Source organism: Nocardioides caeni, assembly GCF_004912195.1.
Classification (GTDB): domain Bacteria; phylum Actinomycetota; class Actinomycetes; order Propionibacteriales; family Nocardioidaceae; genus Nocardioides; species Nocardioides caeni.
On record NZ_STGW01000001.1, the window covers coordinates 150,317 to 170,925 of the forward strand.

A 20,609-nucleotide genomic window follows, 5' to 3' on the forward strand; every position below is an offset into this window, starting at 1 on the left:
CCCCTCGCGGCGACGGTCGGCGACCGCGCCCGCTTCAGTCTGCCGACAGGTCGAACAGCGGGGCGTCCGGGTCGAGGGTTACGCCGTAGGCCGCGAGGCGGGTCGTCGTCATGGCGACGACCAGCTCGACGGTGATGGCGACGAGGTTGTCCGGCGACGGCACCTTGGCGCCTTGGCGCACCCACTTGCCGACCATGGCGAAGACGCCGCTGACCAGGCCGTGGGCCAGGGGAGTGGTCGTCAGCCGATCGGCCTCGGTGACGTCCGCGCCGGCGGCGGTGAAGCCGGCCACGTAGAGGTCGGCGACCTGGGCCGCCAGCCCGTCGAGCGCGCCACGCACGAGGTCGGCAGCGGCGGCGTCGTCCTGCAGGGCGTGCAGGGCCGGGTGGAGCGTGGCCCAGGCGACGTACGCCGCGAAGGCGTCGCGGATCGTCTCGCGCAGCGAGCTGCGCAGCTGCAGCGCGGCCGAGATCTCCTGCCGCACCTCGCCGATGATGTGGTCGGCGACGGCCTTGTCGAGGGATGCCTTGTCGCTGAAGTGGCGATAGACCACCGAGCGCGCGAGCCCCGCACGCCGGCCGACCTCCGCGAGGCTCGGGGAGGTGTCACCGTCCTCGATGATCTCGATGGCGGCGTCGACGATGCGCCGGTGCTGCGCCTCGCGGTGCTGCTCCCAGCGTGCGTGCCGTCCGTCCGCCGTCACGTCGCGCAGGCTACGCCGGACGTCAGTGCGACGCCGCGGCGGGCTCGGCGCGGAAGCGGGAGGACCGACCGTCGACCCCCATCGCCCGCCAGGCCCACCGGGTGCCGCGGGTGCGGAGTCCGATGTCGTCGAAGCAGGCGCGCACGTCGGCGAACAGGTCGCGGCGAAACTTGGCCGCCTCCGGTCCGCGGTGGAAGGTCTCGCGAACGACCTTCCGCGGCATGCCCATCATCTTCCGGTCTGCGCGGGAGGGGACCAGGATGGCGTCGGCCCCGATCCGCATCACGACCGGGGTCAGCACGCCGATCATCGAACGGCTGACCGGTCCCAGCTGTGGTGCGTGCTCCCGGAGCCAGGCGTGGGCGAATCCGATGTGACGCGCCTCCTCGGCCATGTGGATCGCGCAGATCCGGTCGAGGAGGGGGTGAACCCCGCCGCCGCGCAGCTGGTTCTTCTGCACGTGGTCGATCGGCTCCTCACCGGCGAGGATGATCGCGAAGAAGAGGGCGGGGGTGAGCCCGCCGAGGTGGCCGACCACGGGGAACAGCCGCAACAGCCACCGGGGGCAGCCGCTCACCTCCGGGCAGGCCCGGTTGGTGAACTCCTGGAACATCTGGATGTGGTGGGTCTCCTCGGTGAGCTCGTGCATGAAGTAGCGGAACTCGGGGTTGCGGTTGTCCAGGCCCATGAGGAACTGGGTGCCGCCGAGGAGGAGAAGCTGCTCGAACTGCGATCCGGTCTTGGTGAGCGCGGTCAGGCGGTGTCGGCCGACCGCGATCTGCCGCTCGCGAGGCAGGGAGACGTACCAGGGGTGGCGCGAGAGCGGGTCGGAGGCGGGCAGGATCCACCGCTCGTCGTCGGGCGGGAACTGCATCTCCGGCGCATCCCAGTCGATGTCCTTGAAGGCCTCGAAGTGGTGGTCCGTGGAGGCCTCGGAGAGGTGCTGCAGAGCCTCGGCGTAGTCGAGCCTGTCGAGGGACCCGTCGATGGGCCTGTCGATCGAAGTCGTCATGTGCAGCCTCCGAGGAGTGGGATCTATCAAGGACACCATGTCCGCGATACTTACTGTACCCGTGCCGAAGGGCCGGGGTGAAGGGCCGAGGGCCCGGACCGGCCTACGATGGGCGGCGTGAGTCAGCAGGCGTCGTACCCCACCAAGGGCCGGGTGCTCGTCGTCGACGACGACGCCCCGCTGGCCGAGATGCTGGGCATCGTGCTCGGCCAGGAGGGGTTCGAGAGCCGGGTCGTCTCCCGCGGCGATGCCGCGCTGGCCGCGTTCCGCGACTACCGACCCGACCTGGTCCTGCTCGACCTCATGCTGCCGGGCAAGGACGGCATCGACGTCTGCAAGGAGATCCGCGCCGAGTCCGGCGTCCCGATCGTGATGCTGACGGCCAAGGGCGACACGGTCGACGTCGTCGTCGGGTTGGAGTCAGGCGCCGACGACTACGTCGTCAAGCCGTTCAAGCCCAAGGAGCTGGTCGCCCGCATCCGGGCCCGCGTCCGGCGCACCGACGCCACGGCGACCGAGACGCTCAGCATCCGCGACGTCGAGATCGACGTCTCGGGCCACGTCGTGACCCGCGGCGATCAGGAGATCTCCCTGACGCCGCTGGAGTTCGACCTCCTGCACTGCCTGGCCCGCAAGCCCGGCCAGGTCTTCACCCGGCAGGTCCTGCTCGAGGAGGTCTGGGGCTACCACCACGCTGCGGACACCCGGCTGGTCAACGTGCACGTGCAGCGGCTGCGCTCCAAGATCGAGCACGACCCCGAGCACCCCGAGATCGTGGTCACCGTCCGGGGAGTCGGCTACAAGGCCGGCGTCTGACGGCCCGGGACCGATCGTGGGCGGAGGGCTTCTCGACGCGACACGGACGGCTCGCGCGCGTGCGCTGCCGGCCGTCCGACGCGTGCTCACCTTCTGGCGCCGGGCCCTGACGTTCTGGCGGCGCTCCATCCAGGCACGCGTCGTCGCCAGCACCGTCGTCCTGTCCGCGGTCGTCGTCTCCGGCGTCGGATGGCTCTCCCTCCAGCAGATCCAGCAGGGTCTGCTCGACCATCGCGTCGACGTCGTGCTCGGCGAGGTGGACGCCGAGGTCGGCGAAGCCGCGGACCGGCTCGCCGCCGCGTCGGGCACCGAGGTCAACTCGGGACGCCAGCAGCGCGACCTCGTCGACCCGATCATCGAGCGCGGTGCCAGCCGCGGCTACAGCGTCGTCCTCGCCGGGCCCGAGGGCGAGGACGTGCCGCTCGCCGCCGGTGGTGGCGAATACACCAGCGGCCTCGACCTCGCCAGCATCCCGTCGACCCTGGAGGACCACTTCGACGCGCCCAACCGGCCGACCGCGTGGACCTACACCGAGATCCGATTTCGCGACTCTGCATCGACCCGTGCGACGGCCGGCGTCGTCGTCGGCTCTCAGGTGGTGCTGCCGTCCGACGGCAAGACCTACACCCTCTACTTCCTGTTCCCCCTGACGGAGGAGGACGAGACCCTCGGCCTGGTCACTCGCGCGCTCGCGACTGCCGGGGCCCTTCTCCTCGTGCTCGTCGCCGGGGTGACCTGGCTGGTCACCCGACAGGTCGTCACCCCGATCCGGATGGCGCGACGGGTCGCCGAACGCCTCGCCGCAGGACGGCTCCAGGAACGCCTCGAGGTGGCGGGGGAGGACGACATCGCCCGCCTCGCCTACTCCTTCAACCAGATGGCGACCAACCTGCAACGCCAGATCCGCCAGCTGGAGGAGCTGAGCTGGGTCCAGCGGCGCTTCGTCTCCGACGTCTCCCACGAGCTGCGGACGCCCCTCACCACCGTGCGCATGGCCTCCGAGGTCCTGCACGATGCCCGGGACCGCTTCGACCCCGCCGCGGCCCGGTCGGCCGAGCTGCTCCAGGAGGAGCTGGACAGGTTCGAGGCCCTGCTCGTCGACCTGCTGGAGATCAGCCGCTTCGACGCCGGCGCCGCCGCGCTGGCCACCGAGGACGTCGACCTGGTCGCGCTCGTCAACCGTGTCGTCGCGGCCGCCCGGCCGCTGGCCGACCAGCGCGGGGTCCGCGTCCTCGTCGAGCACGTCGACGCCGAGGCCCGCGCCGAGGTCGACGTACGACGCATCGAGCGGATCGCCCGCAATCTCGTCACCAACGCCATCGACCACGCGCTGGCCGACGACCCGACGGAGACCGTCATCGTCCGGCTCGCCTCCGACACGGACGCCGTGGCGATCACCGTGCGCGACCACGGCATCGGCCTGGCGCCGGGGGAGGCCGCGATGGTCTTCAACCGCTTCTGGCGCTCGGACCCCGCGCGCACGAGGACCAGCGGTGGCACCGGACTCGGTCTCGCCATCGCCCAGGAGGACGCCCACCTCCACGGCGGCTGGCTCCAGGCCTGGGGCCGCCCCGGGCAGGGCGCGCAGTTCCGGCTCACCGTGCCGCGGCGCGCCGGCGCCACGCTGCGCAACAGTCCGCTGCCCCTGATCCCGGAGGACGCCGTGTCGAGTGATGCGGCGCTCGGCGCCACGACGGCCGCGGTGTCCGCGACCCAGGAGCTGCCCTCATGAGCCGGCGTCGCACGAGGGCGCTCGCCCCGCTCGCCGTCCTGGTCGCCTCCCTCCTCGCCGGCTGCGTGTCCCTGCCCACCGACGGGCCCGTCGTCGAGGGCGGGGCACGCGGTGAGAAGGAGGCTCCCAGCGCCAGCGACATCGACGCGCGGCCGCCGGCCGACGGCGCCTCCCGAGCCGAGGTTGTCGCCGGCTTCCTCGATGCGATGGCGGCGTGGCCCATCCAGACCAGCGTTGCCAAGGAGTACCTCACCGACGCGGCCGCCGAGCGGTGGATCCCCGAGCAGGCCACCGTCGTCTACAGCGATGCCCTGCCGGTGCGGGAGGTCGGCGGCTCGGTCGAGGTCCAGTTGACCACGGCCGACCGACTCGACCAGGTCGGCGCGTGGGAGGGCGCAGTGGCGAAGGACGACCTGACCTACGACTTCCGGGTCACGGTCGAGGACGGCGAGTTCCGCATCGCCAACCCCGCCGACGCGCTCGTCGTGCCGGCGACGTGGTTCCAGCAGCGATTCCGGCAGGTCTCGCTCTACTACTTCGACCCCGTGGCGCAGATCCTCGTCCCCGAGCCGGTCTTCGTGCCGGCGGGGGAGCAGTCGGCCACCCACCTCGTGTCCGCACTGCTGGCGGGCCCGCCGAGCTCGGCGCGCGGGATCGTCAGGTCGTTCCTGCCGCCCGGCCTCACCGTCGGCCTGTCGGTGCCGGTGGACGGCGACGGTGTCGCCGACATCAACCTGGTCGGCGACGCGCCGCGCATCACCGCCGAGGAGGCCGAGCTGATCCTGTCCCAGCTCGCGTGGACGCTGCGCCAGGACCCCGCCGTCACGGCCCTGCGCGTCACCGCCGACGGCGAGCCGCTGCCCATCCCGGGCGGCGCGTCGCAGTACCCCGTCGAGGGCCCCGACGACTTCGACCCCAACGGTGCCGACGTCGCCTCCTCGCTCTTCGGCATCAGTCGCGGCCGGCTGGTCCGCACCCTCTCCGGAGGGCCCCAGCCGGTCGCCGGAGCCTTCTACGCCGACGGCGTCGTGATCGACGCGGTCGCTGCCCGACCTGACGGTGACGTCGTCGCGGTCGTCGACCAGGAGGGCACCCGGGTCCAGGTCGGCCCGCCGAGCGGCGACCAGGCGCCGGAGACCATTCTCAGTGGTGGCAGCTACGCACGACCCACCTGGGACGTGGCCGGCCGGCTCTGGGTCCTCGAGCGCCGCTCCGGCGGCGCCGTGGTGTGGCTCCGCGAGGACGACGTCGTCCGCGAGGTCCGCGTCCCCGGCATCACCGGTCGCCCCGCCCGACAGCTCATCGTGTCCCGCGACGGAACCCGGCTGGTCGGCGTCGTGGCGATCGGCAGCGGCGACGAGGTCGTCGGCGCGCGGGTCCAGATCGACGACCGTGGTCGCGTCGCCCGCGCCCTCGACCGCAGCCGGATCCTGCTCACCGACCGCAGCCGGATCACCGACCTCGCCTGGGCGGGGCCCATGCGGCTCGCGCTCCTCGCGCCCACCGATCCCGGACGTCTCTATGAGGTCGACATCGTCGCCGCCGACGGCGCCACCGTCGGGGTCGAGCTGCTGTCCACCATCGTGTCGGGCCACGTCCTCGGCATCACCGGCACCCCCGTCGATGGCGGCCGGACCTTCCTCGTCTACCGCGACCGCTACGTCGACCTCGTCCAGCAGGACGAGACCGACGCCGAGTCGACGCCGCTCACCCAGCTCGACTACGTCGGTTGACCCGAGGCGGGGCGGCCCGGTCCTCCACAGGGCCGGCGACGCCGGTGGACGCCGGTCGCGCCCGGTGGTGGGGTGGCGCCATGGCCGGCGGCGAGATCCTCGACGGATTCCTCGACCTCGTCCTCGGCAGTGCCTGCGTCGGCTGCGGCCAACCCGGACGTCCGCTGTGCGCCGCCTGCCGCGCCGACCTACCCGACACGGCCACGCAGTCCTGGCCCACCCCCACCCCGCCCGGCCTCGTCCCGCCGTTCGCGACCGGCGCCTACGACGACGTCCTCCGCGCCCTCGTCATCGCCCACAAGGAGCGCGGCATCCTCGCCCTCGGTGCGCCGCTCGGCAGCCTGTTGGCCTGCTCCATCACGGCTGCTGTCGATGCGGTCGGCGCTGACACTCGCACTCCGCTCCTCCTCGTCCCCGTCCCCTCCCGGCCCTCGGTGGTGCGCCAGCGCGGCCACGACGCCACCGCCGACATCGCCCGGCACGCCGCCCGCCGGCTGGACGCCACCGGGCGGCCGGCGTACGTCGCTCCGCTCCTGCGCGTCCGCCCCGGCATCGCCGACCAGGCCGGCCTCGACGCCGGCCAGCGCTCCGCCAACCTGGACCACGCCCTGGCCGTCCGGGACCGTGAGCTGCGCCGACACGCCCGGCGCGGGCCCACCCACGTCGTGCTCTGCGACGACGTCATCACCACCGGCGCCAGCCTCCGAGAGGCCCAACGGGCCCTCGAGGACGTCGGCATCCGGGTCCTCGCCGCCGCCACCGTCGCCGCCACCCGACGTCGTCGGCGACCCCACCCCACGGGCGCCGGTCCCGACTTCCCATGACCCCCTTTTGCGGGCCACCGCGACGGACTAACGTCTTGTCATGGAGTCCGCCCGGGTCCGTGGTTGCGCCGCTGTCGGGTCGACACCCGGCCTGACGCGGCTAGCCGATGCCAGTCGCAGGCGAAACGGTCCACGTAAGTCGTCCCCCGGGATGACGATCACGGTGCGGCTTAGTCGTAAGTCCTGCCTCGAACCGGTCGTCAGACACGACCGGCTCCGGGAGAAGGTCAGTAGTGGCAGCAAGCTGCGAGAGCCTCAGCAGGCGGGTGTGGGGTCGAAGACCAGGTCGGCCGGGCGGACTCCTCTGTTCTTTCGGGCCGAGCGTGTCGCCCTGTCGACGGCTGCGAACGGACCCTTCGGGCCCGCCCTTGCCGTCGACGCGGCTTCGCCGCGGGGCGCCACGCTGCCGGCCTCGCGGTTGGCTCTCGTAGGTCCTGCCCCGGTCTGGCGGCAACACGACCATGCATGGTTGCGGGCCGAGCGTGTGGCCATGCTGCCGGCCCCGCAGGTGGTCGAGGAGGCCGGCCACGGCCGTCTCGAGACCGCTGCACCCCCTCACACGTCCCGCCCCGTGGCGGGAGAACCCATCACACCGAAATCCCTTGGAGGTAACTGATGGATGTTGTGGTCACCGGTCGGCACTGCGAGATCACGGACCGTTTCCGTGAACACGCCGCCGAGAAGCTCACCAAGCTCGAGAAGCACGATCACCGCATCATGCGGGTGCACGTGGAGGTCGACTGTGAGCCCAATCCGCGCCAGCACGACCAAGCCGTCCACGTCGAGCTGACGGCCTTCTCCAAGGGACCCGTGATCCGGGCCGAGTCAGCCGCCGAGGACAAGATGGCCGCGCTCGACCTCGCGCTCGACAAGATGGCCGCGCAGATGCGCCGCGCCGCCGACCGCCGCCGCGTGCACCGTGGCCGCCGTACTCCTGTCTCGGTGGGTCGCGCACTGTCGGACGTCCCGACCGACCTCACGGCCGTCGTCGAGGACGACGAGGAGGAAACGATCGAGCGGCAGGTCGGACCGATCACGGTGACCGGCGACGGGCCGCTGGTGGTCCGCGAGAAGACGCACCCGGCCAGCCCGATGACGCTCGACCAGGCGCTCTACGAGATGGAGCTCGTCGGCCACGACTTCTACCTCTACGTGGACAAGGAGAGCGAGCGCCCGGCGGTCGTCTACCGCCGCCGCGGCTACGACTACGGCGTGATCTCGCTGGACCTGGGAGCGCAGGACTGACCCGACCCCAGTGCAGACACGAGCACGGGCCGGCCGCCGGAAGCGGCCGGCCCGTGCTCGCGTCGCGGGAAGTCGCCACGACCCGACCGTGCCGTCGTGACATGATGCGGGCGTGGCCAGTGGGAATCCCGGCATCGGCGGAGCAGGACGCTCCGCCAACGAACCGGTGCGCGTCGTCGTCGTCGACGACCAGGAATTGTTCCGGCGTGGACTGACGATGCTTCTCGGCAGCGAGGACGGCATCGACGTCGTCGGCGAGGCCGGTGACGGCGCCGAGGGCGCCGCGGTCGCCGTCGCCACCGTCCCCGACGTCGTGCTGCTCGACGTCCGGATGCCGAAGCAGTCCGGCATCGAGGCCTGCGTCGCCATCAAGGAGCAGGTCCCCATGACGAAGATCATCATGCTGACCATGTCCGACGACGAGGCCGACCTCTACGAGGCCGTCAAGAGCGGCGCCTCCGGCTACCTCCTCAAGGACTCCTCCATCGAGGAGGTCGCCCAGGGCATCCGCGTCGTCGCCGACGGACAGTCCCTGATCAGCCCGTCCATGGCCGCCAAGCTGATCGACGAGTTCAAGACCATGTCCCGCCCCGAGCGCGCCACCGGCCCGGCCCTCAAGCTGACCGACCGCGAGCTCGAGGTGCTCCGACTCGTGGCCAAGGGCCTCTCCAACCGCGACGTCGCCGGGCAGCTCGCCATCAGCGAGAACACCGTCAAGAACCACGTCCGCAACATCCTCGAGAAGCTCCAGCTGCACTCGCGGATGGAAGCGGTCATGTACGCCGTGCGCGCCAAGCTCGTCGAGTTGGACTAGTTGGTCTGGCCGAGCGTGTCGCCCTGTCGGTCGCGGCCGCACGGCCACTCGCTGCGCTCGGGCCGCGGGCCGCGCCCGACGCGACTTCGTCGCGGGGCGCCACGCTGCCGGCCTCGCGGTCGTTTCTCGTAGGTCCTGCCCTGGTCTGGCGGCAAGACGACAGCGCTCGGGGAGACGGGCCGAGCGCGTCCCCCTGTCGGTCGCGGCCGCACGGCCACTCGCTGCGCTCGGGCCGAGCGCGTCCCCCTGTCGGTCGCGGCGCCTAGCCTGACCTCGTGAGCAGCACCCAGTCCCTGTCCCGCGCCCAGGCCCGCCGGATCGCGCTGGCGGCCCAGGGCTTCCTCGACGCGCCGCACAGCACGCCGACGCTGCGGACCTTCGACCGCACGCTGGCGCGCACGGGCGTGCTGCAGGTCGACAGCGTCAACGTGCTGCAGCGGGCGCACTACATGCCGCTCTACTCCCGGATGGGTCCCTACGACGTCGACCTGCTCCGCCGCGCAGCCAGCGGGCGGCAGCGGCGGGTGGTCGAGTACTGGGCGCACGTCCAGGCCTTCATGCCCGTGGACCTGTGGCCGGCGATGAGGCACCGGATGGACCTCTACCGCTCCCAGCGCGGCAAGTGGTCGTTCGTCGCCGAGGACGACGAGCTCGAGAAGGCGTTGCTGTCCGAGATCGCCGAGCGGGGACCGAGCACGGCGCGGGAGCTCGATGACGGCCTGCCCCGCACCAAGGACCACTGGGGCTGGAACTGGTCACGCACCCGCCGGATGCTCGACTACCTCTTCACCGCCGGCGACCTCGCCATCGCGGGGCGCAACAGCCAGTTCGAGATCTGCTACGACCTGCCTGAGCGCGTCCTCCCGCGGGCGTACGTCGACGCGCCGGCCCTGTCCGTGCCCGACGCGCACCGCGAGCTGGTCCGGCGGGCGGCCCGCTCGCACGGCGTGGCCAGCGCGCAGTGTCTCGCCGACTACTACCGTCTGCGGGTCGGGGAGGCGCGGGTGGCGATCGAGGAGCTGGTGCAGTCCGGCGAGCTCGAGCCGGTCAGCGTCGAGGGCTGGCGCCGCCCGGCGTACCTCCACCGCGACGCGCGCGTGCCGCGGCGGGTCGGCGCCCGCACCCTGCTCAGCCCCTTCGACCCGGTGGTGTGGGAGCGCGATCGCGCCGAGGCGCTGTTCGACTTCTTCTACCGGATCGAGATCTACGTGCCGGCCGCGCAGCGGATCCACGGCTACTACGTGCTGCCCTTCCTGTTGGGCGACCGGATCGTCGCCCGGGTCGACCTCAAGGCCGACCGGCGGTCCGGGACGCTGCTGGTGCCCGGTGCCTTCGCCGAGCCCCACGCGCCCGCCGACACGGCGGAGCAGCTGGCCGCCGAGCTGTGGCGCTTGGCGGGGTGGCTCGGTCTCGATCAGATCGTGGTGGGCGGCAAGGGTGACCTGGCGTCGGCGCTCACCGTCGAGGTGACGCAACGACCGGGATCCGATCAACCTGCTTGAACGGATCCCGGTCGATCCGTCCGTGGACAGCTTGGGCAGAGTACCGGCGAGCCCTGCCAGCCACGCTGCTGGAGCAGGCGCCCGAGTTTCGCCGCGGTCGAGCAGCTCCGGTCGAACACCTGGCCGAACCCGAGCCGTACGGTGTCTGCCCCGCCGAGGGCCGCGTCGAGGTCCCGCTCCAGGTCCCGGTCGCGATCGCGGGTCGTGTCGTGCCCGAGTCGTCCGTCGAGCTCGACGATCTGCTCCCAGGACGTCCCGGCGCCTCGGTAGACGACATCCCGAAAGAGACGACGTCCGCCGGCACGGCCGGCCACCTGACGAAGCCCCGAGGGGAGACCGTGCGGCCGCTCGACCCGGGTGAGATAGCCGTGCTCGAGGACGGAGCACGTGCCCTCGGCGACGTCCGTGAGCACACCGACCAGCAGCGCTCGCCGGCGGACCCGAGACATCGACTCCAGGGCGCGCAGCAGGCGAGCGGCTGTCGTCCGCCGGCTACCGCACGCGTCTGCGAGGATCGCGATGGCGTCGAGCTCGCGCGAGGCCCGCTCCGCGAGCTCGACGATCGCACTGTCATAGCGCTGGCGCGGCGGGCTCAGGTGGACCTGCACCGTCTCGTCGAAGCGGCGCGACTCGCGGAACTCGACGCCCTCGCGACGATCCGGACCGTGGCCCCTTCGTACGACGACCTCGATCGGCCGTGCGTCGTCGTGGCGGTGGCGCCCGGGACCTTCGTGAGCCCTGACAGCCGACCACCCGGCGAGGGCTGCCGGCCAGCAGACCAGCACGGCCGCCCACGCCCGCTGGCGCCAGGTGAGGGGACCGGTGTGGTTGATGTAGACGCCCGGATGCACCGCGACCCACTCGCGTCGCCGCAGCTTGCGGGCGACGAAGGTGGGCGAGTGTCCACAGTCCAGCACCTGTCGGCGAGCGATGACGCCGTTCTGCCGCTCGAGGAGCTCGACGAGGGGATCCATGGGCCGGGTGTCTCCGGCGTGCTCGAACCCCACACCCCGCGCCTCTCGACCTGTGGAGGAGAGCGTCGAGCGCGTGCATGACGCGACATCGACCGGGATCCGATCAACCTGCTTGAACGGATCCCGGTCGATGTGACGCGGGGAGGATCAGCGGACGCGGAGCTTGCGGAGCAGCTTGAGCTGGGCGTTGCCGATGCCGACGAACTTGTCGAGCGCCATCGACGCCGGGGGACCGAGCGGGACCAGTCGCTGCGTGGCGACCGTCTGCGACTCGGTGTACTTCCGCATGCCCTCGGCTCCGTGGCGACGGCCCAGGCCGCTGTCGCCCATGCCGCCCATGCCCGCCTCGATCGAGCCGGCCGCGGCGGCCGCCCCGTCGTTGATGTTGACCGAGCCGGCGCGGACCTGGCCTGCCATCCGCTCGGCCTCGCCGGTGTTGCGCGACCAGATGCTCGATGAGAGGCCGTAGCTGCCCTCGTTGGCCTTGGCGACGGCCTCGTTGTCCGAGGTCACCTTGTAGAGCGAGATGACCGGACCGAAGGTCTCCTCCAGGCACACGGGCATGTCGGCGGTGACGCCCTCCAGGATCGTCGGCTCGTACATCAGGGGGCCGAGGTCCGGCCGGGCCTTGCCGCCGGCGAGGACCGTGGCGCCCGCCGCGACCGCGCTCGCGACGTGCTGCGAGACCGTCTCCAGCTGGGCGGGAGAGGCGAGCGAGCCGACCTCGACCGAGTAGTCGTAGGTCTGGCCCAGCCCGAGCGCCGTGGTCGCGGCGACGAGCGCCTCCTTGAAGGCGTCGTAGACACCCTCGTGGACGATCACGCGCTCGATGTGGATGCACATCTGACCGGTGTTGGCGAACGCTGCTGCCACGCAGCCGGCCGCTGCCTTCGCGACGTCGGCGTCCTCGCGGACGATGAGCGGGTTCTTGCCGCCGAGCTCCAGGGACGCGGCGATGAGGCGCTCGCCGGCCTTCCGGCCCACCGTGCGTCCCGTGCCGGTCGAGCCGGTGAAGCAGATGTGGTCGACGCCGACACCACCCTCGGGCGATCCGATCAACGCGTCACCGATCACGGACCCGGGGCCGACGACGATGTGCCACAGATCCTTCGGGAGCCCGGCCTCGTCCATGAGCTCGCGGGCCCACAGCAGCGTGAGCGGGGTCTGTGAGTCCGCCTTGCTGACCACGCCGTTGCCGGCGAGCAGGGCGGGGATCACGTCGCCCACCGCGAGGTAGAGCGGGTAGTTCCAGGGCGAGATCATTCCGATGACGCCCTTGGGGACCCGCACCTCGCGCACCTTCGTCAGTCCGGGCATCGCGCCGCGGACCTTGTTGTCGACGAGGTAGCGGTGGCCGTGGCGCGAGTAGTGCCGGGCGATCGTCGCGACCTGGAGGATCTCCTGCCACGCGCTGAAGCGGGCCTTGCCCATCTCCCACTGGATGAGGTCGATGACCTCGTCCTGCCGCTCCACCAGCAGGTCGTGGAAGCGGAGCATGACGTCGGCCTTGGCGCCGTGGGGGACCAGGGCCCAGGCCGCCTGCGCGCCACGGGCCGTGGTGATCGCCGCGGCCACGTCGTCGGCGCTGGAGACCGGTACGTCGGCGATCGGCTGGCCGTCGTACGGCGCGGTCGCGGTGATCGTCGTGCCCGCCCCGCCTGCCTCGCGAGCCACCCAGCGGCACCATGAGGCGAGACGCTCCTCGCTCACCCAGGACGGGCGGGCCGTGGCGGTCGTGGCGGGGCTGTCTGCAGTGGTCGTCATCGAAGTCTCCGTGCGGTGGGTGATCGGGCGGAAGGGCAGGCACCGCCGGCGGCGCGCGATCCCCCAGAAGGCGGACCGCCGACGGTGGTCAGGGGGTCACTGGCGAGGAACGTTGCCGGAGCCACGCCCCTGCGTGCCGGCGGGCGGGTCGACACAGTGGACGTCGGTCACCGGCTCGCGGTAGGAGGTGTCCTGGATGTCGCGCTGGACCGAGCGGTCGTAGACGCAGTTCTTGAGGACGCGCGGGACCAGCAGGACGCGTCCGCTGCCGTCTCGGGTCGAGCCGGCCATGACGTCCGCCTGCATCGGCACCCAGTCGAGCCAGTGCTGGAGGCCGCGGAGGTGGCCGGCGGCCATCTCCGTCAGCGGCACGCCGTCGCGCAGCAGGCGCCGAACCTGCGGCGACAGCGACCGCCACCAGCGGTCGAGGCGGGGGAGCAGGTCGAGTGAGGTGGTGACGGTCCGTCGGATGTCCGGGGTGGCCTCGGCCAGCGCGGCAGCGATCGCCTCGAGGTCGGCGGCCGCGTTGCGGATCTCCGGACCGAGGTCGCTGACGGTCCTCAGGGGGACGGCTGCAGTCTCGACGAGCTCGGTGAGCGTCGGCTCGAGGCGGCGGAGCATCGCGAAGGCGGTCTCCATCTCGATGGCCAGCGCCCGCAGGTCGACGTCCTCGTCGTTGTTGCCGAAGATCACGGCCGTCTCGTCGGAGATCGTGCGGATGTCGTCGACGTCGAGGCTGCCCATCAGGGACTGGGCGTGTGCGAGCACGTCGGGCACGTTGACCGGGACGCTGAGCTCCGAGACGGGCACCGTGGATCCAGCGGTCAGGAAGGGGCCCTCGTCGGTGCGTGGCCGGACGTCGAGGTACTGCTCGCCGACGGCGGAGAGGTTGCGCACCTCCATCGCGCTGTCGACGGGGATCTCGATGTCGGACTCGATCTCGATCTCGGCGATCGCGCCGACCCCGGGCTCGTCGCTCAACCGGACCTCGAGGACCTCGCCGATCCGCTGGCCCCGGTAGGTGACGACCGAGCCCTCGTGCAGGCCCGCCGCCTGCGGCAGCTCCACCTGGAGGCGGTAGGGGTCGCGGAAGAGGGAGCCGCCGACCACGGTGTCGGTGACGTAGAGGACGCCGCCGATCAGGATCAGCAGGATCAGCACCTGGGCGGTGTGGATGCGCCGTCGCACTGCACGGGCTCCGGCGTGTGCCTGTCCGGCGGCCGCGCGAGCGTCCGCCTGGACCTGGCTGATCTCCTCTGCACTGTGCGGTGTCGTGCTCATCGCCCGCCTCCGTCCGGGATGGCGGCGGTCTCGTCGTTGACGAAGTGCGCGAGGGCCTCGGGGTCGAGGAGGAAGGTCAGGTCGAAGTTGGCGTAGTCACCCGGAGCGGCCTCGTCACTGCCGCCGGCGAAGGCGATCAGGCCCTGCATGACGCCGTCGATGTTGGCGCGCTCGTCGAGCAGTGTCTTCAGCACCGGGCGCATGTCCTTCAGCTGTCCGATCAGATCCTCGCGGACCGCCTTCGTGAGTGGGGTCGCGACGGCGTCGAACCGGCTCAGGGACTCCATGGCCGTCACCAGGTCGGCGCGTTGGGCGTCGAAGCTCGTGACGAGGTCGGTCAGGTCCGTCAAGGAGCGGGTGATGTCGGGCAGGTCGCCGGCGAGCCGGGTCGTGAGGCGGTCGAGCGCGGCCGTCAGTCGGTCGACCCGCGGGAACTGCCCGTTGAGGTCGGTCACCGCGGTGTCGAGGCGGGTCAGGAGCAGGCGGACGTCGTCGGCGTTGCCCGTCAGGGCGAGGTTGAGCTGCTTGATGATGGTCGAGATGTCGCCGAAGCTGCCGCCCGTCACGACCGTCGACAGCGCGCTGAGGAGATCGGTGACGTCGGGCGCCGACCCGGTCGCGGCCGCCGGCAGGATGTCGCCCTCGGCGAGCACTTCTCCCTTGTCCCCGGGGAAGAGCTGCACGAACGCGGTGCCCATCGGCGAGGTCAGCCGGATCTCGGCCCGGGAGGTGTCGCGGAGCTCGACGGAGGTCGACAGCGCCAGCTCGACCTCGGCCACGTAGTCGCCCGGGTCCACGCTCGTGACCTGCCCGACCGTGGCGCCGTCCAGCTTCACCGGAGCGTCCACCGGCAGGTTCAGCGCGTCCTCGAACTCGATCGTCACGGAGTACGTCGGACCGTCGACGAGCGACGGCAGCGGGACGTCCTCGAGGCTGAGCCCGCAGCCGGTGGACATCGCGGCGACGCCGATCGCGCCGGCGATGGCGGCGGTCGCCCGGCGTAGGGTCCCGGAGAGGATGCCGGTCACGGAAGGCCTCCCGGGATCGCGTCGTAGAGCCCGTCGAGGATCCCGTCGAGGGCGCCCGTGCCGGAGGAGTTGAACAGCAGGCCGCACAGTGCGCTGCCGGCCTCGCCGGCCAGCGCCTGGGCGAAGACCTGGCAGGTGTGGTCGCGGAAGGCCGCGGCGAAGGGACCGACGGCGAAGGAGAACTGGACCCGCAGACGGCCCAGGTCCCAGTCGTAGGCCCGCGCGAAGTTCTCGGCCATCGTCGGCATCACGTCGAACGCCTCGGCGAGTGAGTCCTGGTGGGCACGCACGACGCCCACCACGTCGTTGAGGCCCTTGAGGTCGGCGGTGAGGACGTCGGCGTTGTCGCGCAGGAAGTCGTCGGCCAGCGCGGTCAGGTCGTCGAGGCCCTCGAGCGCCGCGACGAGCTCGTCGCGCTGGTCGCCGAGCACGGCGGTCGTCGCCGCGGCGTCGCGGGTGAAGGAGCGGATCGTCCGGTCCCGTTGCGCCAGTGCCTGGGTGAGCTCGAGGAGGTTGTCGGTGACCGCGGTGAGGTCGGCGTCCTTGGTGTTGATCATCGCCAGTGCGTCCTGGCTCTCGGCGAGGGCTCGCCGCAGATGCGGACCGTTGCCCTCGAGCGCCCGGGCAGTGCTCTGGAGCGCATCGCCGATGCCCTTGCGCCCGCTGCCCTCGGCGCCCGTGTCGAGGGCCACGACGAGGTCGTCGATCGCCTTGGCGATCTCGTCGACGGTCGCGGGGGAGCGGGTGTGGTCGGCGTCGATGTGGTCACCGTCGGCCAGGGTGGGGCCGTCGGTGTAGGCCGGGCCCAGCTCGATGAAGCGGTCGGTGACGAGGGAGCCCTGGAGGATCTCCGCTGCGGCCTCCTCGGGGATCTGGGTGCTCTCGTCGAGATGCATGACGACCCGCATCGAGGTGCCGTGGGGCTCGACCTCCACGATCTCGCCGATGGTCACGCCGAGGTAGGTCACGTCGTTGCCGACGTAGACACCGGTGGTGTCGACGAACTCCGCGGTGACCACCATGGCGTCCTCGTCGTCGCCGCCGAGCCATCCGAGCAGGCGGACGCCCGAGACCGCCATGGCGAGGACGACCAGGCCGATGGCGCCGGCCAGGATTCTGTTGCGCGTCGTCATCGGCAGTCCTCCGTGACGACGATGGTGCAGACGAGGTCGTCGGGGAAGATCGCCCACGGTGCGTTGACGCCGAGCCACGGTCCGTCGCCGGTCGCGTTGGTGAAGACACGCATCGTCGGGCCGGCCAGGCGCATGGTCTCCTCGAGGTCTGCCTTGTTGTCCTGCAGGACCTTCACGACCTTCCTCAGGTCCCGCAGGGCGGGCTGCAGCGGCGGAGCGGTCGTGCGGACGAGGCTCGTCATGCCCGTGACGAAGCGTTCGGCATCGACGAGCAGTGCGCGCAGGGTGTCGCGCCGCTCGCGGACCATCGCCATCACGGTGGCACCGTTGGCCATGACCTTGTCGAGCTGGTCGGTCTGGTCGATGACGAGGTCGGTCACCGCCCGGGTGGAGGCGAGGAGGTCGTCGATCTGCTGCTCGCGCTCGACGGCGATGGCCGACACTCCGGCGATGCCGTCCAGCGCGTCCCGCAGCTCGGTCGGCGCCACGGCGAGGTCGGTCGCCAGGACGTCGACTGCCTGCTGGACCTTCGCCAGGTCGATGGCCTCGACCTGGGGCGTGGTCTCCAGCCAGAACCGCTCGATGGTGTAGCTGTCGCGGGCCTGCTCCACCGCGATCGTGTCGCCGTCGGCGAGCGGATCTCCGGCGCCGGGGGCCAGAGCGAGGAAGCGCTGGCCGAGGATCGAGAGCAGCTTGACCTCGACGGAGCTGCCCCCGGTGAGCCCCAGCTCCTCGGGCGACTGGTCGAGGGTGAAGGCGACGTCGACCTGGTCCTTGGTGGCCTCGACAGCCGTGACCTTGCCGACCTTGAGCCCGGCGACCCGTACGTCGTCTCCGGGCTCGATGCCCGCAGCGTGGCGCAGCCGTGCGTGGTACTCCGCGTCCCCGCCGAGCGAACGCAGGCCGATGACGAGCAGGCCGACGACGAGCAGGCCGACGATGAGCCGCAGTGGCCAGCCGAGCCGCCGCCAAGTGTCACCCATGGTCCCCATCACCGACACCTCTTCGAGTGCTTGTCGCCGGCGACGCCGAGGTCGATCCCGAGCGGCACGCCCTTCACGCGGGCGATGTTCGTGCAGACGTAGACGTTGAGGTAGCTGCCGTAGCCGAGCGTGCGGAGATAGACCTTGAGCTGCTGGGGCAGGGCAGCACCGGTGTCGGCGAGCAGGTCGGCGCGGGTCGCGAGATAGCGGAACCATGCCTGGCTCTGGGCCGTGACGGCCTGCACCTCGGGCGCCGCCTCGCCGACGATGTCGGCGGTGGTGTCGGTCAGCCGCGCGATCGAGTCCAGGCTGGTGGCGATGCGGTCACGGTCGTTGGCCAGGCCCTCGGTGAGGGAGGCCAGACCGTCGACCATCGCCGTGACCTCGGCGCGGTGTTCGTTGGTGGTGTCGAGCACGAGGGTGACGTTGTCGACGACGCGGGCGAAGACGTCCTCGCGGTCGACCAGGCCCGACGTCAGGTCGGCCGTCTGCCGGAGCAGGTGGTCGAGAGTGGGGCCCTGCCCCTGCAGGACCTGCACGATGTTGGTCGCGAGTTCGTTGACGTCGCTGGGCCTCAGCAGGTCGAAGATCGGCTGGAACGCGTTGAACATCGCGGTCAGGTCCAGCGCAGTGCGGGTGCGCGCGAGCGGCACCTCGGCGCCGTCCTCGAGAGCACCTGCCTCCTGGGTGCGGTCCGGTCGCGTGATCGCGACGTAGCGCTGACCCATCAGGTTGAGGTAGTCGATCGAGGCGATGATGTCGTCGTGCAGCCCCTGGTTGCCGTCGATGTTCATCGTCACGATGGCCAGGCCCTGGTCGTCGCCGGTGCCGACCCGGGTCTCGGCGACCCGGCCGATGCGGACGCCGGCCATCCGCACGTCGTCGCCCGGGCGGAGTCCCGTGGCGTCGCGGAAGACCGCGGTGACGGCGATCGTGTCGCCGCGCTGTGCGCGCGACAGGGTGCCGGCGACCATCGAGGTCAGCACCACCGCGACCAGGGCGAAGACGGCGACACCGATCACCGCACCCTTGTTGCGGGCCAGCTCGCTCAGCTGACGGCTCATCGCGCCCCACCTCCGCAGGGTCCGCGCAGGCCGCGGTAGTCCGGGCAGTCGGCGTCGTCGTAGGCATCCACGAGCGCGGGGCTGATGACGCCCTCCATCTGGATGTTGCCTCCCTTGACGGCAGCCGCGCCGTTGCGGAGCAGCGCCGGCACCTTCTGCAGGAGCTGGGCGAAGGACGGATAGCGCTGGGCGAAGACCTCGAGGTTCGCGGCCGTGGCGTTGAGCAGCCGTGCCGTCGCGTCCCCGTGCGTCCGCAGGAACTCGGTGATGCCCTCGGGACCGTCGAGCAGCGCGGGCAGGCCCTGCAGCAGCGCGCGGGTGCCGGTCTGTTGCTCGACGAGCGTGCGGGCGAGCGGCCGCGTGTCGCGCAGCGCCTGGATCAGCTGGGGCTCGACGTCGGCGAACAGCTCGGAGGTCTCGGCCAACAGGTCCATGTCCTCCTGCAGCTGGGGCTGGACGTCTTCCCAGCGACCGAGGAAGGCACCGCCGTCCTCGATCATCTCGGCCAGCTTCAGACCCCGGCCGTCGAGCGAGTCGGCGAGCTGCGAGAGCGCGACGTCCCACTGCGCCGGGTCGACGGCCGCCAGCAGGCGCTGCGTCGCCGAGAAGGTGTCCATCAGGCGAAGCGTCTTGACCGAGGTGTCGGCCTCGACGACGTCCCCGTCGGAGAGGTGGGCCCCGGCCGCGGAGATCCCTCCGGTGCCGGTGGTGGCCGCCGCAGTGGCCGCATCGGTGCTGCCGGTCGCGCCGGTGACGACGAGGTCGACGTACTCGTTGCCGAAGAGCGTGCCGGGCAGGACCCGCGCCTTGACGCCGGCGGGGATGAGCTCGGCATGGTCGGGCTCGACCAGTACGACGGCGGTGGGGCCGTCCCAGCCGGTCTCGGCCTCGCGGGCGACCGGGTCGACCTCGATGACGCGACCCACGCGCAGGCCGTTGTACTTCACGTCGGAGTTGATGCCGAGCGTGTCGCCGACCGTCGGCAGCTGGACGGTGACGCGCAGGTTGTTGCTGAGGACGCCGATCGTCTGCAGGGCCAGGATGCCGAGCACCAGGCTGAGCAGGAGGCCGCCGGTCATCCCGAGGGCGGCCAGGCGCAGCTTCAGGGTCCGCTGCGGGATCTGGGAGTGCGGGAACAGGAACTCGCTCATCGACTCACCCGGAGATCTGGACCTGGGCGTCGGCGCCCCAGAGGATGAGGGTCAGGATGATGTCGACGATCGTCAGCGAGATGATGCTGGCCCGGATAGCGCTGCCCGTGGCGCGGCCGACGCCTTCGGGCCCACCGCTGGCGGTGAAGCCGTAGTAGCAGTGGATGAGGGTCACCACGGTCGTCAGCACGACGACCTTGATGGCTGAGTAGAAGACGTCGATCGGAGCGACGAACGTCCGGAAGTAGTGGTCGTAGGTGCCGGCCGACTGCCCGTAGAACGTCGTGACCATGAAGTCGGTGGCGATGTAGGTGCCGACCAGGCCGATGAGGAAGAGCGGCAGCACGATGATCCACGACGCGATGAGCCTGGTCGAGATCATGTAGGGGATCGGCCGGATGGCCATCGCCTCGAGTGCGTCGATCTCCTCGCTGATGCGCATCGCTCCGATGCGTGAGGTGTAGCCGCAGCCGATGCGGGCCGCGAAGCCCAGGGCGGCGACCATGGGCGCGAGCTCGCGGGTGTTGGCGTAGCCGGAGATGAAGCCGGTGAGGGGAGCCAGGCCGATGACGTCGAGGCCCTGGTAGCCCTCGAGCCCGACCTCGGTGCCGGTCAACGTCGACAACAGCAGGACCACGCCCACGACGCCACCGCCGACGAGGAAGATGCCGGAGCCGAGGGTCACGTCCGCGAGGATGCGGGCGATCTCGCCGCGGTAGCGGGTGACCGCGATCGGGATGCCGGCGACGGCCCGCCACGCCAGGACGAGCTGGAGGCCCACCCCCGCCCAGGGCTTCACAACTGCCTTGTCGACGATCGCGGCCGGCGCACTGCTCACGGCGCTCACGGG

At 71.5% G+C, this 20,609-nt stretch carries 18 protein-coding genes; 7 read left to right on the plus strand and 11 right to left on the minus strand.

Annotated elements, in window-relative coordinates:
• Nucleotides 1-34: 34 nt before the first annotated feature.
• The gene (locus E9934_RS00795) at nucleotides 35-703 is read right to left on the minus strand and encodes a TetR/AcrR family transcriptional regulator (protein WP_158294878.1); all 669 of its coding nucleotides are present in this window, start codon (nucleotides 701-703) and stop codon (nucleotides 35-37) included.
• 22 nt (nucleotides 704-725) lie between these two features.
• A complete protein-coding gene (locus tag E9934_RS00800; protein ID WP_238694669.1) occupies nucleotides 726-1,715 on the minus strand; it encodes an AurF N-oxygenase family protein in 990 nt (329 codons plus the stop codon).
• A 117-nt stretch (nucleotides 1,716-1,832) separates the two neighbouring features.
• Between E9934_RS00800 and mtrA the strand changes: the two genes are divergently transcribed.
• The 7 genes from mtrA to E9934_RS00835 all read left to right on the plus strand — a co-directional run bounded on the left by mtrA (nucleotide 1,833) and on the right by E9934_RS00835 (nucleotide 10,381).
• The gene (mtrA, locus tag E9934_RS00805; protein WP_379190766.1) at nucleotides 1,833-2,531 is read left to right on the plus strand and encodes an MtrAB system response regulator MtrA; all 699 of its coding nucleotides are present in this window, start codon (nucleotides 1,833-1,835) and stop codon (nucleotides 2,529-2,531) included.
• An 82-nt stretch (nucleotides 2,532-2,613) separates the two neighbouring features.
• The gene (mtrB, locus tag E9934_RS00810) at nucleotides 2,614-4,263 is read left to right on the plus strand and encodes an MtrAB system histidine kinase MtrB (RefSeq protein ID WP_238694670.1); all 1,650 of its coding nucleotides are present in this window, start codon (nucleotides 2,614-2,616) and stop codon (nucleotides 4,261-4,263) included.
• The gene (locus E9934_RS00815) at nucleotides 4,260-5,996 is read left to right on the plus strand and encodes an LpqB family beta-propeller domain-containing protein (RefSeq protein WP_136560938.1); all 1,737 of its coding nucleotides are present in this window, start codon (nucleotides 4,260-4,262) and stop codon (nucleotides 5,994-5,996) included. The genes mtrB and E9934_RS00815 overlap by 4 nt, the downstream gene beginning before the upstream one ends.
• Nucleotides 5,997-6,040: 44 nt before the next feature.
• Complete coding sequence (locus E9934_RS00820; RefSeq protein WP_238694671.1) at nucleotides 6,041-6,820, plus strand: ComF family protein; 780 nt, start codon at nucleotides 6,041-6,043, stop codon at nucleotides 6,818-6,820.
• A gap of 615 nt (nucleotides 6,821-7,435) precedes the next feature.
• Nucleotides 7,436-8,065, plus strand: a complete 630-nt coding sequence (hpf, locus tag E9934_RS00825) for a ribosome hibernation-promoting factor, HPF/YfiA family (protein WP_136560939.1) — start codon at nucleotides 7,436-7,438, stop codon at nucleotides 8,063-8,065.
• A gap of 112 nt (nucleotides 8,066-8,177) precedes the next feature.
• Nucleotides 8,178-8,879: a response regulator gene (locus E9934_RS00830; RefSeq protein ID WP_136560940.1), complete on the plus strand. Its 702-nt coding sequence runs from the start codon at nucleotides 8,178-8,180 to the stop codon at nucleotides 8,877-8,879.
• Between the two features lie 275 nt (nucleotides 8,880-9,154).
• Entirely contained in the window at nucleotides 9,155-10,381 is a 1,227-nt protein-coding gene (locus E9934_RS00835) for a winged helix-turn-helix domain-containing protein (protein ID WP_136560941.1), read from the plus strand.
• Here E9934_RS00835 and E9934_RS00840 read toward each other — a convergent pair.
• The 9 genes from E9934_RS00840 to E9934_RS00880 all read right to left on the minus strand — a co-directional run bounded on the left by E9934_RS00840 (nucleotide 10,369) and on the right by E9934_RS00880 (nucleotide 20,606).
• Entirely contained in the window at nucleotides 10,369-11,355 is a 987-nt protein-coding gene (locus E9934_RS00840; RefSeq protein ID WP_136560942.1) for a type IV toxin-antitoxin system AbiEi family antitoxin domain-containing protein, read from the minus strand. The two genes, E9934_RS00835 and E9934_RS00840, sit on opposite strands and share 13 nt — an antisense overlap.
• A 147-nt stretch (nucleotides 11,356-11,502) precedes the next feature.
• Nucleotides 11,503-13,119 carry a succinic semialdehyde dehydrogenase gene (locus tag E9934_RS00845; protein WP_136560943.1) on the minus strand — a complete coding sequence of 539 codons (1,617 nt, stop codon included), beginning with the start codon at nucleotides 13,117-13,119 and terminating at the stop codon, nucleotides 11,503-11,505.
• Nucleotides 13,120-13,215: 96 nt separating this feature from the next.
• Nucleotides 13,216-14,400 (minus strand): MlaD family protein, encoded by a 1,185-nt coding sequence (locus tag E9934_RS00850; RefSeq protein ID WP_136560944.1) that lies wholly within the window; start codon nucleotides 14,398-14,400, stop codon nucleotides 13,216-13,218.
• Nucleotides 14,397-15,428 carry an MCE family protein gene (locus E9934_RS00855; RefSeq protein ID WP_136560945.1) on the minus strand — a complete coding sequence of 344 codons (1,032 nt, stop codon included), beginning with the start codon at nucleotides 15,426-15,428 and terminating at the stop codon, nucleotides 14,397-14,399. Before E9934_RS00855 ends, E9934_RS00850 begins: the two co-directional genes overlap by 4 nt.
• The gene (locus tag E9934_RS00860; RefSeq protein ID WP_136560946.1) at nucleotides 15,425-16,561 is read right to left on the minus strand and encodes an MCE family protein; all 1,137 of its coding nucleotides are present in this window, start codon (nucleotides 16,559-16,561) and stop codon (nucleotides 15,425-15,427) included. Before E9934_RS00860 ends, E9934_RS00855 begins: the two co-directional genes overlap by 4 nt.
• Nucleotides 16,558-17,553 (minus strand): MCE family protein, encoded by a 996-nt coding sequence (locus E9934_RS00865; protein ID WP_238694672.1) that lies wholly within the window; start codon nucleotides 17,551-17,553, stop codon nucleotides 16,558-16,560. Before E9934_RS00865 ends, E9934_RS00860 begins: the two co-directional genes overlap by 4 nt.
• Entirely contained in the window at nucleotides 17,553-18,608 is a 1,056-nt protein-coding gene (locus E9934_RS00870; protein ID WP_136560948.1) for an MCE family protein, read from the minus strand. The genes E9934_RS00865 and E9934_RS00870 overlap by 1 nt, the downstream gene beginning before the upstream one ends.
• Complete coding sequence (locus E9934_RS00875; RefSeq protein ID WP_136560949.1) at nucleotides 18,605-19,759, minus strand: MCE family protein; 1,155 nt, start codon at nucleotides 19,757-19,759, stop codon at nucleotides 18,605-18,607. The genes E9934_RS00870 and E9934_RS00875 overlap by 4 nt, the downstream gene beginning before the upstream one ends.
• A 4-nt stretch (nucleotides 19,760-19,763) precedes the next feature.
• A complete protein-coding gene (locus E9934_RS00880) occupies nucleotides 19,764-20,606 on the minus strand; it encodes an MlaE family ABC transporter permease (protein ID WP_238694673.1) in 843 nt (280 codons plus the stop codon).
• Nucleotides 20,607-20,609 lie beyond the last annotated feature (3 nt).

What these genes read in the sequence shown, in the direction of transcription:
- E9934_RS00800 (WP_238694669.1), bottom strand. Translation starts at nt 1,715, where the DNA reads ATGACGACTTCGATCGACAGGCCCATCGACGGGTCCCTCGACAGGCTC.
- E9934_RS00815 (WP_136560938.1), top strand. Translation starts at nt 4,260, where the DNA reads ATGAGCCGGCGTCGCACGAGGGCGCTCGCCCCGCTCGCCGTCCTGGTC.
- hpf (WP_136560939.1), top strand. Translation starts at nt 7,436, where the DNA reads ATGGATGTTGTGGTCACCGGTCGGCACTGCGAGATCACGGACCGTTTC.
- E9934_RS00840 (WP_136560942.1), bottom strand. Translation starts at nt 11,355, where the DNA reads ATGGATCCCCTCGTCGAGCTCCTCGAGCGGCAGAACGGCGTCATCGCT.
- E9934_RS00845 (WP_136560943.1), bottom strand. Translation starts at nt 13,119, where the DNA reads ATGACGACCACTGCAGACAGCCCCGCCACGACCGCCACGGCCCGCCCG.
- E9934_RS00850 (WP_136560944.1), bottom strand. Translation starts at nt 14,400, where the DNA reads ATGAGCACGACACCGCACAGTGCAGAGGAGATCAGCCAGGTCCAGGCG.
- E9934_RS00860 (WP_136560946.1), bottom strand. Translation starts at nt 16,561, where the DNA reads ATGACGACGCGCAACAGAATCCTGGCCGGCGCCATCGGCCTGGTCGTC.
- E9934_RS00865 (WP_238694672.1), bottom strand. Translation starts at nt 17,553, where the DNA reads ATGGGGACCATGGGTGACACTTGGCGGCGGCTCGGCTGGCCACTGCGG.
- E9934_RS00870 (WP_136560948.1), bottom strand. Translation starts at nt 18,608, where the DNA reads ATGAGCCGTCAGCTGAGCGAGCTGGCCCGCAACAAGGGTGCGGTGATC.
- E9934_RS00875 (WP_136560949.1), bottom strand. Translation starts at nt 19,759, where the DNA reads ATGAGCGAGTTCCTGTTCCCGCACTCCCAGATCCCGCAGCGGACCCTG.